Origin of the sequence: Streptomyces sp. yr375, from assembly GCF_900110755.1 — a bacterium.
Taxonomy (GTDB): Bacteria; Actinomycetota; Actinomycetes; order Streptomycetales; family Streptomycetaceae; genus Streptomyces.
In genome coordinates, this window is the sequence record NZ_FOFF01000013.1 from 130662 (window position 1) to 144189 (window position 13528).

Consider the following 13528-nt stretch of genomic DNA (forward strand, 5'->3'; position numbering starts at 1 on the left):
CCGCAGGCCGTCGGCCCGCTCACAGACGCGGGTCCACCGGCTCCGACTCCAGGGCCAGTACCCCGAACACCGCCTCGTGGACGCGCCACAGCGGCTCGCCCTCGGCGAGGCGGTCCAGGGACTCCAGGCCGAGCACGTACTCGCGGATCGCCAGCGACCGCTTGTGGTTGAGGAAACGGCCGCGCAGGCGGGCGAGGTTGTCGGGGCGGGTGTAGTCCGGGCCGTAGATGATCCGGAGGTACTCGCGGCCCCGGCACTTGATGCCGGGCTGGACCAGACGGCCTTCCCCGTCGCGGGCCAGCGCGCCGAGCGGCTTGACGACCATGCCCTCGCCGCCCCGGCCCGTCAGCTCCAGCCACCAGTCGACGCCGGCCCGCACCGACTCGGGGTCGGCCGGGTCGACGTACAGCCGACCGGTGCTCTGCAGCAGGCCCGTGCTGTCGTGCTCCACCAGCCGGTCCAGGAACGACAGTTGCTCGTCGTGCGGCAGCGCCGCGAGGCTGCGGCCCTGGACCGCGAGGAGCTGGAACGGGGCCAGCCGGACGCCGTCCAGGCCGTCCGTGGTCCAGCAGTAGCGGCGGTACGCCGTCGTGAACGCGGCCGCGTCCTCGGCGCGTTCACGCTGCCGGGAGAGCAGGTCCGTGACGTCGACCCCGCGCGCCGCCGCGCCCTCCAGTGCGGCCAGCGCGCCCGGGAAGACCGCGCCGGACGCCGCGCCCACGGCCGCGTACTGCGAGCGCAGCAGGCCGGTTGCCTTCAGCGACCACGGCAGCAGTTCGGCGTCCAACAGGAGCCAGTCCGTGTCCAGTTCGGACCACAGGCCCGCCTCGTCCACCGCCGCCCGCACCCGGCCGAGGATCTCCTCCGTCACCGTCTGTTCGTCGAAGAACGGGCGGCCCGTACGGGTGTAGAGGGACCCGGTGGGGCCGTCCACGTCGAACCGCCTGCGCGCCGTCTCCGCATCGCGGCACACCAGCGCCACCGCCCTGGAGCCCATGTGCTTCTCCTCGCACACGACCCGTGCGACGCCGTCGCGCGCGTACTGCGCGAACGCCTCCGCCGGGTGCTCGAGGTAGCCCTCGATGTGCGAGGTGGCCGTGGGGGCCATCGTCGGCGGGAGGTAGGGCAGCAGGCGCGGGTCGACCGCGAAGCGGCTCATCACCTCCAGGGCCGCCGCCGCGTTCTCCTCACGGATCGAGACGCGGCTCTGGCCGTCGTACCGGGTCTCGACGATCCGTCGGCCGTGGACGTCCGCCAGCGCCAGCGGCCGGCCGTCCTGCCCGCCCGGCGCTTCCGACGCCAGCGGCCGCGCCGGCTCGTACCAGACCTGCTCCGCCGGTACGTCGACCAGCTCGCGTTCCGGCCAGCGCAGCGCGGTCAGCTTGCCGCCGAAGACCGCGCCGGTGTCCAGGCAGATGGTGTTGTTCAGCCAGGTGGCGTCCGGGACGGGCGTGTGGCCGTAGACGACGGCCGCCCGGCCCCGGTAGTCCTCCGCCCACGGGTAGCGCACCGGCAGCCCGAACTCGTCGGTCTCGCCGGTGGTCTCACCGTAGAGCGCGTGCGAGCGGACCCGGCCGGAGGTGCGGCCGTGGTACTTCTCCGGCAGCCCCGCGTGGCAGACCACCAGCCGGCCCCCGTCGAGGACGTAGTGGCTGACCAGCCCGTCGATGAACTCCCGTACCTCGGCACGGAATTCCTCGCTCTCCGCGCCCATCTGCTCGATGGTCTCGGCCAGGCCGTGGGTGTGCTGGACCTTGCGGCCCTTCAGGTGACGGCCGTACTTGTTCTCGTGGTTGCCGGGTACGCACAGAGCGTTGCCCGACTTCACCATCGCCATCACACGGCGCAGGACGCCCGGGCTGTCCGGGCCCCGGTCGACCAGGTCGCCGACGAAGACGGCCTGCCGGCCCTCCGGGTGGACGCCGTCGGCGTACCCCAACTTGCCCAGCAGGGCGTCCAGTTCGAGAGCGCAGCCGTGGATGTCGCCGATGATGTCGAAGGGGCCGGTGAGGTGGGTCAGGTCGTTGAAGCGCTTCTCGGTGACGACCGAGGCGTTCTCGACCTCCTCGACCCCCCGCAGCACGTGCACCTTGCGGAAACCCTCCCGCTCCAAGTGCCTTAGGGAGCGGCGCAGTTCACGGGTGTGGCGCTGGATGACCCGGCGGGGCATGTCGGCGCGGTCCACGCGGGCCGCGTTGCGTTCGGCGCACACCTCCTCCGGGACGTCCAGCACGATGGCGATGGGCAGGACGTCGTACTGCTTGGCCAGGTCGATCAGTTGGCGGCGGGAGTCCGACTGCACGCTGGTCGCGTCGACGACGGTACGGCGGCCTGCCGCGAGCCGCTTGCCCGCGATGTAGTGCAGGACGTCGAAGGCGTCGCGGGTCGCGCTCTGGTCGTTCTCGTCGTCGGAGACCAGGCCGCGGCAGAAGTCGGAGGAGATGACCTCGGTGGGCTTGAAGTTGCGGCGGGCGAAGGTGGACTTGCCCGAGCCGGACGCGCCGATCAGCACCACGAGGGAGAGATCGGTGACGGGCAGGACGCGTCCCTGCCGGTCCGCGGCAGAACTCTGATTCTCCGTCATGCCGCCTTCGCCTCCTTCTCGTTCACGTTCTTCTCGTTCGCGTTCTTCTCGTTCGGGTTCTTCATGCTGAAAATCGCCATCTGGGTGGGTGGGCCGACCTCCGGGTCGTCCGGGCCCACGGGGACGAACTCGACGTCGTAGCCGTGCCGTTCGGCGACCGTGGTCGCCCAGGTGCGGAACTCCTCGCGGGTCCACTCGAAGCGGTGGTCGCCGTGCCGGACATGGCCGGCCGGGAGGGACTCCCAGCGGACGTTGTACTCGACGTTCGGGGTGGTCACCAGGACCGTGCGCGGGCGGGCCGCGCCGAACACCGCGTACTCCAGGGCGGGCAGCCTCGGCAGGTCGAGGTGTTCGATGACCTCGCTGAGCACGGCGGCGTCGTACCCCTTGAGGCGGGTGTCGGTGTAGGCGAGCGAGCCCTGGAGGAGCTGGACGCGCGAGGCCTGCCGCTCGCCCATGCGGTCCAGCTTCAGCCGCCGGGAGGCGATGGTGAGCGCGCGCATCGACACGTCGACGCCGACGATCTCGGTGAACCGCGGGTCCTTCAGCAGCGCCTGCACCAACTGGCCCTGCCCGCAGCCGAGATCGAGCACCCGGGCGGCCCCGGACGCCGTCAGCGCCGAGACGATTCGCTCGCGGCGCAGCACGGCCAGCGGGGTCGGCCGCTCCTCCGTCTCGACCTCGGCCGCGACGGCGTTGTCGATCTCCTCGACCTCGCTGTCGTCGGCCTCGGCGAGCCGCACCAGCTCCAGCCGCTCCATCGCCTCCCGGGTCAGCGACCAACGGCGGGACAGGTAACGGCTGGTGATCAGCTTCTGCTGGGGGTGGCCGGACAGCCAGCCCTCACCGGCGCGCAGCAGCTTGTCGACCTCGTCGGGAGAGACCCAGTAGTGCTTGGCGTCGTCGAGGACCGGCAGCAGGACGTACAGGTGACGCAGGGCCTCGGCGACGGTGAGCGTCTCCGACTCCAGGACGAGGCGCACGTACCGCGAGTCGCCCCAGTCCGGGAACTCCCGGTCGAGGGGCACCGGTTCGGCGTCGACCGTCCAGCCGAGCGGCTCGAAGAGACCCCGGACGAGGTCGGGGCCGCCACGGGCCGGCAGCGCGGGCACCTCGACCCGCAACGGCCGTGCCTGCGCCGGGAGTTCGGGCCGCGCGGCGCACACCCCGCGCATCGCGCTGGAGAACACGCCGCTCAGCGCGACCGCGAGCAGCGAAGAGGCCGCGTACGGGCGGTCGTTGACGTACTGGGCGAGGGCCGCGTCGGGAGCGCCGCCGCGCCCCTTGCCCTTGCCGCGCCGCACCAGCGCGACGGCGTCCACCTCCAGCAGCAGCGCCGCCGTGCAGCGCTCGGCGGCGGCCTCGGGATAGAGGACATGGGCCGTGCCGTAGGAGGTGGAGAACGCCTGCGATTTGTCCGGGTGCTTGTGCAGCAGGAAGCCCAGGTCGGTGGCGGGGCGCTCGGGGGTGCCGGTGGTGCTGATCGTCAGGAACACGGTGGGTGCCTCGGAACGGTTCGGATGGGGTGCGAAAGCGCTGGTCGTGCGCTCACGCGCCCCTCCAACGTACCGAGAACGGTCCGCCGACACCCGACAATTTCCGCCCCGCGCCGCGCGCGCCGACGCGTGCTCCTACGACAGTTGCGCCTGCACCTCGGCGGAGATCAGTTCCAGGTGGTCCAGGTCGTGCAGGTCGAGGAGCTGGAGGTACATCCGCCGGGAGCCGACCTCGGCGTAGCGGCCGATCTTGTCGACGACCTCGGCCGGGGAACCGGCCAGCCCGTTGGCCTTGAGCTCCTCGACCTCGCGGCCGATCGCGGCGGCGCGCCGGGCGAGCTCCTGGTCGTCCTTGCCGACGCAGACGACGAGGGCGTTGGAGAGGGTGATCGCGTCGGCGTCGCGGCCGATCTCCGCCGCGGCGTCCCGCACCCGGCCGAACTGCCGCTCGCTGTCCTCGACCGAGCCGAACGGCATGTTGAACTCGTCGGCGAACCGGGCGGCCAGCCGCGGCGTGCGGGTCGCGCCGGTGCCGCCGATCAGCACCGGGATCTTCGACTGCGCGGGCTTGGGCAGCGCGGGTGAGTCCGTGAGGTCGTAGTACGTGCCGTGGAAGTCGAAGGTCTTGCCGAGTTCGGTGGCCCACAGGCCCGTGACGATCTCGAGCTGCTCCTCCAGCCGGCCGATCTTCTCCTTCGGGAAGGGGATGCCGTACGCCGTGTGCTCCGCCTCGAACCAGCCCGCGCCCAGGCCGAGTTCGACACGCCCGCCGGACATCTGGTCCACCTGCGCGACCTGGATGGCGAGGACGCCGGGCAGCCGGAAGGTGCCGGCGGTCATCAGCGTGCCGAGGCGGATGCGCTTGGTCTCGCGGGCGAGTCCGGCGAGGGTGATCCAGGCGTCCGTGGGGCCCGGGAGGCCGCTCCCGTCACCCATCTTCAGATAGTGGTCAGACCGGAAAAATGCCTCGAAACCGAGGTCCTCGGTGGCCTTGGCCACGGTGAGAAGGGTGTCGTAGGTCGCCCCCTGCTGGGGCTCGGTGAAGATGCGAAGATCCATGCCTCCATCCTGCACTCCGGCCGCCCCGTCAACCCCACCGGCCTGCCCGCCCCCGCCCCTCCCCGGTCGGGTGAAAAACGCCCGTGCCGTGCGTGGGGGGTTGCCTGGGCCAGTGACCCGCCCCCGTGGTGATCGTTGGCGTGGGCGGAGCCGGACCGCCGGCACCCACGCCCGGCTGGTCAGCGCCGGGGCGTCACCCGCATCGGCCCTCCTCGCAGGGGGCCGGCCAGGGCCGAGGAGGCCGTCATGTCCGAAGAGACCGTGCCGCAGCAGGGCGGGTCCACCGCCGCAGCCCCGCCGAAGGGGTTGCTGCAGCAGATGGAGGAACTGATGGCGGCGCTGAACGCGGATCTGTCCGACCTGGAGATCAAGTCGGGTTTCTCAGCCAAGGCGTCCACGTCGTCCACGCCGTCTACGGCATCCGCGGCTGATCAGCCCAGGTCGGACGGATACACGAGGGAAAGCTGAGCATGATGGCGGCCGGTGCCCGGTCAGTCGATCGTCAGCGTCGCCTTGCCCGTCGCGAGTGAGCTGTTGCCCACGTAGATGTCGACGGCCCCTGCCTCGAGCTCGAACTGTCCGCTGGTGTCGTGGGTCCAGAAGCCGAGGTCCTCGGCACCGAGGCGGAAGCGGACGGTGATGCTCCGGCCCGGGGCCAGGCTCACCCTGCGGAAGCCGCGCAGTCGGCGTACCGGCTGGACGATGCTCGCCACCGGATCGTGGAGGTAGAGCTGGACGACCTCGTCGCCCGCCCGCGCGCCGGTGTTGCGCACGCTGACCGTCACCTCGACTGTGTCGCCCTTGCGCAGGGCACGGGAAGAGATCCGTCGGCTGCTCAGGGCGGGGTCGCTGATCGTGAACGTGGTGTAGCTGAGGCCGTGCCCGAAGGGGAACCGGGGTCCGTCGGGCAGGTCCAGGTACTTGGAGGTGTACTTGTTGTCGGCGTCGTAGGGGCGGCCGGTGTTCTCGTGGTTGTAGTAGATCGGGACCTGTCCGACGCTGCGGGGGAAGGTCACCGGGAGCTTGCCGCCAGGATTGACAGTGCCGAACAACACGTCCGCGACGGCGTTGCCCGCCTCCATGCCGGGGTGCCATGCCTCCAGGACGGCGGGGGCGGAGTCCAGCCAGCCGCCGATGGTGAGGGGACGCCCGTTGACCAGGACGACGACGAACGGCTTGCCCGTGTCCGCGATCGCGGTGATCAGGTCTTCCTGTGCCCCGGGCAGGGTGATGTCGCTGCGCGAGCTGGCCTCGCCGCTCAGGGCCGGGGGCTCGCCGACCACGACGACGGTGACGTCGGCCGCCCGGGCCGCCGCTGCCGCGTCCTTGATTCCCGAGGTGTCCGTGCCGTCCGCGCTCACCCCCGTGACGGAGGTGACCTCGGCCTGCGGGGCTGCCGCCTTGATGCCCGCCAGCAGGGTGACCGCGGGGAACTTCCCCGCCCCCGGACCGGACCAAGTCCCTTGCAGGTCCGTGGAGTCGGCGAACGGACCGACCACGGCGATGGAGCCGACCCCCGGGTGCAGGGGCAGCGCGCCCTGGTCGTTCTTCAACAGCACCATGGAACGCGCGGCGGTCGCCCGCGCCGCGGCACGGGCCTGCTTCGTCGGCTCCGTGACCGTTGCCGCCTCGTCGACGTAGGGGTGGTCGAAGAGCCCGAGCCGGAACTTCAGGCGCAGGATGCGGGAGACCGCGTCGTCCAGCCGACGGGCCGTGATCCGGCCGCTCTTGAGCAACTGTCTGCCGTGGTCGGCGAGGTTGGTGCTGACCATCTCCATGTCCACCCCGGCGTTCAGGGCGAGTCGGCCGGCGTCGGCCCCGTCGGCGGCGAAGCCGTGGACGATCAGTTCCTGAACGCCCGTGTAGTCGCTGACGACGAACCCGTCGAAGCCCCACTCGCCCTTGAGGATGTCGGTCAGCGTGTGCCGGTTGCCGTGGGCGGGGACGCCGCTGACGGTGTTGAAGGAGGCCATGACGGTGGCCACCCCCGCGTCCAGGGCCGCCTTGAAGGGCGGGAGGTAGTGGTTGCGCAGGTGGGCCTCGGAGGTGTCCACGGTGTTGTAGTCACGGCCGCCTTCCGCGCCTCCGTAGGCGACGAAGTGCTTGGCGCAGGCCGCGAGCCGGTCGCCGGCGTCCAGGTGGGTGCCGTCGCCCTGGTAACCGCGGGTCTTCGCCGCGGCGAAGGCCGCCGCGAGGTAGGGGTCTTCGCCGCTGCCCTCCGCGATACGGCCCCAGCGCGGCTCGTGGGTGACGTCCATCATCGGGGAGAACGTCCAGCGCACCCCGTTGGAGCGCGCCTCCGCCGCCGAGACCTCGGCGTCCTTGCCGGCCACCGCCGGGTCGAAGCTGGACGCCTGGGCGAGCGGGATGGGGAAGGTGGTCCAGAAGCCGTGGATGACGTCCAGGCCGAACAGCAGGGGGATGCCCAACCGCGATTCCTCGACGGCGAGGCGCTGAAGATCGTTGGTGTGCTTCGCCCCGTAGATGTTGAGCACGGACCCGAGCCGGCCCGTACGGGCTGCCTTCTCCGCCTGTTCCGTCTGCCCGCCGCCGGGGCCGGTGTCGCCCGTCCAGGACATCTGCTGCAACTGCCCCAGCTTCTCCTCGACGGTCATCCGGCCCAACAGGGCCTTGATCTTCGTCTCGTACGGACCGGCCGCGCGCTGTGCGTCCGCGACCGAACCGTGCTCCGCGGCCTGCGCGGCCTGCGCGGTCCCCGTGGCGGCTGCGGCGGCGACCGAACCGCCGAGTGCCGAGATGACCGTACGCCTGCGTACCACACCCATGCCTTCATCCTTTGAATAGGAGGGGCGAATCCTGGGCCTGCTGCCGTCAATAGTTGCAGCAGGTTACGGAGTCGTTGCGTCCACGTCAACAACATCGCCCGCGCGCTGCACATGTGAGGGCGCGTCAGGGAGCGGGAGGCGGGCATCGACCACCAGCCCGTGCATGGGCCATACAGGACTTCGACATCGACGTCGGCATCGACATCGGCCGTCGGCGTCGGCATCGACACCGCAGACCGCAGACCGCAGACCGCAGACCGCAGACCGCCACGGCTTTCCCGCGTTCCAAGCGTGCGCCGAGCGAGGACGAGGGCATGAGGGCCGAAGACATGGGGCCGAGCCCGCTCCGCCCACTGGCGGCCAGGGCCCGGCGGCTGCTCATCTCTCCGGCAAAGCGCCCTCCCGCTCCTCCCGCTCCTCTCTCGCCGCCAGCTTGCGCAGCATTTCCAGGACGCGGTCCCTGGATTCGTCCGCCGCGTCGATGGCCTCCATGCACTGCCAGTACGTGCCCTGGTCGTCCGCCGAGCTCGCCAGGCCGACCAGGGCGATGCCGACCTCGCCGAGCAGACCGCCCAGGTCGAGCAGGGCCCGGCGGGCGTCGTCCAGCGCGGTGAGCCGGGCGGCCAGCATATCGCCGGGGTCGAGGTCCGGCGCGCCCAGCACACCGCACCCCCGGCCCGCCAACTCGGTCAACCCGAGGGCCTCGCCGCGCAGTTCGGGCGGGCCCGAGACGGCTAAGCGACTGCCGATCGCCTGCGCCAGGGCCTGCGCCTGCCACACCTCCCTGAGGATCTCCGCTCCACCACCGCTGCCTGCGAGCGCGCGCCTGCTCGTCAGGATGAGCCGCACCGCGTCCATGCGCTGCCCCCGTCTGTCCCGACGTGCTGCCCGCACGTCCGCCCGAACACCCGTATCCACTCCACTACCCAGAGTGAGGGTCTGTGGGACGAAAAGCCAGAGGAAGACCGAAATCTGTGGACAACAAATCGGTTTCGGTCAGCATGTTGACTGCGGAGAGTGAAAACGGATCGCGAGGCTCACGTCCGGGGGTCGCTACGGCGCGGGAAACCGGTGCTCGTTGCGGTCGATCTTCGCGTCCAGGGCCGTCAGCGGGTCGATGCCGAGCACCTCGCACAGTTGCAGCAGATACGCGAGGACGTCGGCGACCTCGTCCGTCACCTTGTGGGCGGTGTCGGGGTCGTCCATCACGCGCGCCGACTCCTCCGGCGTCAACCACTGGAAGATCTCGACCAGTTCGGACGCCTCCACGCTGAGTGCGGCGACGAGGTTCTTGGGGGTGTGGAAGGGCTGCCAGTTCCGCGCGGCCGCGAACTCGGCCAGCCTGCGCTGCAACTTCGCCACGTCGAGGTGTTGTTCTGTCACGGACCCAGGTGTACCACCGTCACTCCGTCCGTCCTGGCGGCCCAGGACCCGTCGCTGACCGCGCCGACGCAGCGGATGTGCCCGCGCTCGGCCATCCGCACCGCCAGCCGCAGCAGTTCGGCGCGCTGCCGGACGTCGAGGCCACGGTCGAGGCCGTCCGCGAGGAGGGTGAGGGTCTGCATCGCGGCGGGCACCTCGCCCGCCGGGTCCACGTCGAGGACGCCCGGCCCGGTGAGCAGCACCAGCGCGAGGGCGACGAAGCGCAGTTCGCCGTAGCCGAGCCGGGCGAGTTCCGTGCGGGTGCCGTCGGCGCGGTCGAGGACGGCGCGGACCGTGCCGTCGTCCAGTGGTTCGGCGCGCAGGTCCACGACGGGGCGTCCGGCGGATCCGGCGGACAGCGCGGCGACCAGTTGCGCGTGCCGCCGTCCGCACTGCTCGCGGGTGCGCCAGAGCACGTCGGCGAGGTTGTCGCAGCCGGCGAGGAGGCGTCCGGAGCCGGTGGGGACGGGGGAGCCCATCCAGTCGGGCTGCGGATCGCAGGCGAAGACGGACCGCAGGGCGACCACCATCTGTTCGGCGGCGGCGAGCACCTGCCGCTGCCCGTCGGTCTTGCCGGCCACCCGCAACGGCAGCAGCGCGGTGCCGAGCCGGTCGTCGGGCAGCGGGGCGCGCGTGAGCGGCGCGGGGCCACCGGTGTGCCAGGCGGCCTGCACCGTACGCCGCCCGGGATCACGCAGGGCCGTCTCCAGCAGTACGACGCCCCCGGCGCTCAACCGCTCGCCCACGATGCGCAGTTCGGGTTCGGCCTGGACGGCGACGTCGAGCAGGACCGGTCCGCCGGGGCCGTCCGCCGTGCACCCGATACGGAACCCGCGGCGACGCTGGGCATCGGGCCGCGCGCCCTGCGGCACGCAGGCGACGGGATCGGCGAACACCTCCGCCAGCCGGGCCCCGCCCCCGAGCCGCGCCAGCGCGTCGTACGCCCGCAGCGCATTGCTCTTGCCACTCCCACTGTCCCCGACGAACAAAGTGACGGCCCCCAACGTGAACCGTGCCCGCCGATGCCCCGCGAAGGCGGAGAGCCGCAACTCGGTGACACAGGGCCGGATGTAGCGCACCGGGGCGGAGGGGACACGTGACTCATTGAGGGACGCCCCCTGTTCGGGCCCCTGCACGGGAGCCCCTTGCGCCGGAGGCCCCTGCACGGGCGTCGCCTGCGGGGGCACGGTAGGAGGGGCGTCCCCGGAGGACGCCCGGTCGGACGCTGTGTGAGGTAAGGGTGCGGAGGAGGCAAACGGCGAGGACATATCCGGACGGTAGGGCTCCGCCGCCAGGCGAACCGTTCCGCCCCGACAAGCTTCCTACGATCGGGCGACTACGAGGAGCGTGAACGACACTCACGGGGCGGCCTCGATGGGTGCCCTCACGGGCGGGAACGAGTGCGACGAGCGGGGCGCGGGGAGGGTGCCGCCGGGCGGCGGGAGCGCGGGAGGGGAGCGCGGAGAGGGAGCCCGGAGGGGCGCGGGGCGCGAACCGGGCGCACGGGACTGGCCGAACGCGCAAGGGCAAGCCGGACGTGTGACGCGCGCGGCACGCTGGGCGCGCGGGGCCGCGGCGACGAGCGGGACGAGCGTGCCGAGCGCACCAGAGTGACGAGCGCCCAAGGACGACATGCGAGTGAGGCGGGACGAGCCGGGCACCGCCCAAGCAGCACGCCCCCCAGGCTGGGTGGCGCGCCCCCGCCCAGCAGCGCACTCCACCCTCCCCACCTCAGACCCCCGGCACCCCCCTCCCCTCCATGATCCCGCTCACCTCGGTGCCCGGTGGGGTGAGGAGGAAGACGTTGCGGTCGACCCGGTGCATGCCGCTGGCCAGGCCGAAGACCACTCCCGTGGAGAAGTCCAGGACGCGCTTGGCGGTCTCGGTCTCCGCGCCCGTGAGGTCGAGCAGCACCGGGATGCCCGACATCAGCGTCTCGGCGACCTCGCGGGCGTCCGCGAAGACGTTGACCCGCAGCACCACGAAACGGCGCCGGGTCTCCGTCTCCGAGTCGGGGAGCGAGCGGTGGTCCACCGCCGACGGCCACGCATCCCGGCCGCGCAACGGAACGACTTGAGCGAGCCCTTCCCACTGTTCATCGGTGACGTCGTAACGGTTCACCGGTACCCCCCGAACTGACTCGCTTTCAATGCCTGCACCAGCCAATTCTTACGCCAAGTCACCCGTTCGGCCCAACAACGACACGGACCGCCACGGCCCGAAATGGCGCACCGCCTCCGCTCACCCCCGCGACACCGGAACCTTCACCTCCAGGCACACCCCGTTCACCAGCCCTGATTACGTTGTGGAACCGTGTACTTGGCAGACACCCCGCTGGTGACACCCGGCCGAACACCACACCCGGCGGACTCCTCCACATCCGCCACATCCAACGGGTCCGCCCCGCCTGCCCCGCAATGGCATCGCGTCCTGACCCTGCTCGCCACCGTCAGCCTCTTCATCGGCACCCGCACGATCTGGACGCAGGCGGCGAGCCACCGACTCCTCGTCGCCGCGGCCATCTCGCTGTGCTACGCGTCGATCCTGGTCTGCGGGGTGCTCGCCCTGACGGTGCGGCGCAGCCGTTCGCTGGCCCGCGTCGACCTCACCGTACTGCTCACCGCCGTGACCCTCGTGCTGTGCGCGTGGGTGATGAACCCGCACGGCAACGACGAGGCGGCCCTCACCGCCCAGGCCGCCCGGGCGCTCGTCGACGGCGACCCCGTCTACGGACAGCCCTGGCCCTGGCTCTTCGGCCACGGCATCGCACTCACCCCCACGATGCACGGCGGCTACGACTACACGTACGGCTATCCCCCGCTCGCCCCGCTCCTGACCGCGCCGTTGCTGTGGCTCGGCCACGACGGTGCCCCGGCGACCGCCCTGGCGACCGGCGCGCTCGTGGTCGGCGCGGTGCTGCTGTGGCGGTTGCTGCCGACGCCGTGGCGGCCGACGGCGACCATGGTGTGCCTCGGGTTCTCCTTCCTGCCGATGTGCGGGCGGCAGGGCTACCCGGCGATCCTGGCGCTGGCGCTGCTGATCCCGGTGGTGGTGCGCTGGCCGCGGATCGGCCGGGGCGGGCGGCTCGGCGGGGCCGGCATCGCGCGGGCGGCGTGTCTGGGCGCGGCGTGCGCGGCGCAGCAACTGCCGTGGTTCGTCACGCCGTTCCTGCTGGCAGGCCTCTACGCGGTGCGGCGCGGCGAACTGGGTCCGCGAGCGGCGGCGGGCGTGCTGCTGCGGGTCGCCGGGGTCGCCACCGCCGTATGGCTGCTGATCAACGCGTACTTCATCGTGACCGAGCCCCGGACCTGGCTCGACGGGATCGTGCTGCCGCTCACCCAGGACGCGGTGATCCACGGGCAGGGCCTGGTGGACGTCTCCTTGTACTTCACCGACGGCAGCGACCGGCTCGACTGGTACGGCCATGCGAGCAAGCTGCTCGCGGCGGGCCTGCTGGCGCTGTTCGTGCTGTTCGTGCGGCGGCTCGGTCCGGCGGCGACCGTGCTGCCCTGGTGCGCCTTCTTCCTGGCGACGCGGTCCCAGGACGGCTACTACCTGTCGATGACACCGCTGTGGCTGGCGTCCGCGGTCACCGCGCCCCCGGCGGAGTTCGCCGGCGCGTGGCAGCCACGCCCGCGCCCACTGGCGGGAGTTCACCGGCGTCCGGCCCGGATCGCCGCGGCGGTGCTGGTCGTCGTCCCGGCGCTGGCGAGCGCGACGACGGCGGCGACGGGAACGCCGCCGCTGGACATGCGCGTCACGTCGGTCCGCCGCACCGCGCCGACGCCGACGCGTACCCCAACCGCCGTGTCACTGTTGACACTTCAGGTCGAGAACACCGGCGACGACGCCCTCGTACCCCACTTCACGCTCACCACCGGCCAGGGCATGGCCCCGTACTGGACGATCGCGCGGGGCCCCCGCACCCTCCCCGCCCACACCACAGCCGTCTACGAACTCCGGCCGCCCTCAGGCAAGTTCCACCTCCCGCGCGCCAACGTCCGGATCCGACTGCGGGCCTTCACGGGGACGCCGCAGACGCTGTCGAGCACGGACGTGAGCAACACCCTGCGCACAGCGCTGCGCTGACGATACGTCAGGTCCTCGTGGTCGATCCTGTGCGTGCCGGCGGAGCAGTCCCGGGAAGGCGCTGGAAGGCCGGGAATGCCTCCGTACGCCCC

At 71.8% G+C, this 13528-nt stretch carries 10 protein-coding genes; 2 read left to right on the forward strand and 8 right to left on the reverse strand.

Going from position 1 to position 13528, the window contains the following annotated elements:
* Positions 1–19: 19 nt before the first annotated feature.
* The 3 genes from BMZ82_RS16270 to BMZ82_RS16280 form a co-directional block, all read right to left on the reverse strand.
* The gene (locus BMZ82_RS16270; protein WP_093776239.1) at positions 20–2584 is read right to left on the reverse strand and encodes a polynucleotide kinase-phosphatase; all 2565 of its coding nucleotides are present in this window, start codon (positions 2582–2584) and stop codon (positions 20–22) included.
* Positions 2581–4080, reverse strand: coding sequence for a 3' terminal RNA ribose 2'-O-methyltransferase Hen1 (locus BMZ82_RS16275; RefSeq protein WP_093776241.1), 1500 nt, complete (start codon positions 4078–4080; stop codon positions 2581–2583). Before BMZ82_RS16275 ends, BMZ82_RS16270 begins: the two co-directional genes overlap by 4 nt.
* Before the next feature lie 135 nt (positions 4081–4215).
* A complete protein-coding gene (locus BMZ82_RS16280; protein ID WP_093776243.1) occupies positions 4216–5139 on the reverse strand; it encodes an LLM class F420-dependent oxidoreductase in 924 nt (307 codons plus the stop codon).
* A gap of 246 nt (positions 5140–5385) precedes the next feature.
* On the opposite strand from BMZ82_RS16280, the gene BMZ82_RS16285 reads away from it, so the two are divergent.
* Positions 5386–5607: a hypothetical protein gene (locus BMZ82_RS16285; RefSeq protein WP_093776245.1), complete on the forward strand. Its 222-nt coding sequence runs from the start codon at positions 5386–5388 to the stop codon at positions 5605–5607.
* 23 nt (positions 5608–5630) lie between these two features.
* Here BMZ82_RS16285 and bglX read toward each other — a convergent pair whose 3' ends face one another.
* The 5 genes from bglX to BMZ82_RS16310 form a co-directional block, all read right to left on the reverse strand.
* Positions 5631–7925, reverse strand: a complete 2295-nt coding sequence (bglX, locus tag BMZ82_RS16290; RefSeq protein ID WP_093776247.1) for a beta-glucosidase BglX — start codon at positions 7923–7925, stop codon at positions 5631–5633.
* 378 nt (positions 7926–8303) lie between these two features.
* On the reverse strand, positions 8304–8783 hold the full coding sequence (locus BMZ82_RS16295) for a DUF6099 family protein (protein ID WP_093776249.1): 480 nt from the start codon (positions 8781–8783) through the stop codon (positions 8304–8306).
* Positions 8784–8978: 195 nt separating this feature from the next.
* On the reverse strand, positions 8979–9308 hold the full coding sequence (locus BMZ82_RS16300) for a nucleotide pyrophosphohydrolase (protein ID WP_093776251.1): 330 nt from the start codon (positions 9306–9308) through the stop codon (positions 8979–8981).
* Positions 9305–10426: an AAA family ATPase gene (locus tag BMZ82_RS16305; RefSeq protein WP_177244522.1), complete on the reverse strand. Its 1122-nt coding sequence runs from the start codon at positions 10424–10426 to the stop codon at positions 9305–9307. Before BMZ82_RS16305 ends, BMZ82_RS16300 begins: the two co-directional genes overlap by 4 nt.
* Positions 10427–11078: 652 nt before the next feature.
* Positions 11079–11468: a cell division protein SepF gene (locus BMZ82_RS16310; protein ID WP_177244518.1), complete on the reverse strand. Its 390-nt coding sequence runs from the start codon at positions 11466–11468 to the stop codon at positions 11079–11081.
* 309 nt (positions 11469–11777) lie between these two features.
* Between BMZ82_RS16310 and BMZ82_RS16315 the strand changes: the two genes are divergently transcribed.
* The gene (locus BMZ82_RS16315) at positions 11778–13436 is read left to right on the forward strand and encodes a hypothetical protein (protein WP_093776319.1); all 1659 of its coding nucleotides are present in this window, start codon (positions 11778–11780) and stop codon (positions 13434–13436) included.
* The last annotated feature ends 92 nt before the right edge of the window (positions 13437–13528 follow it).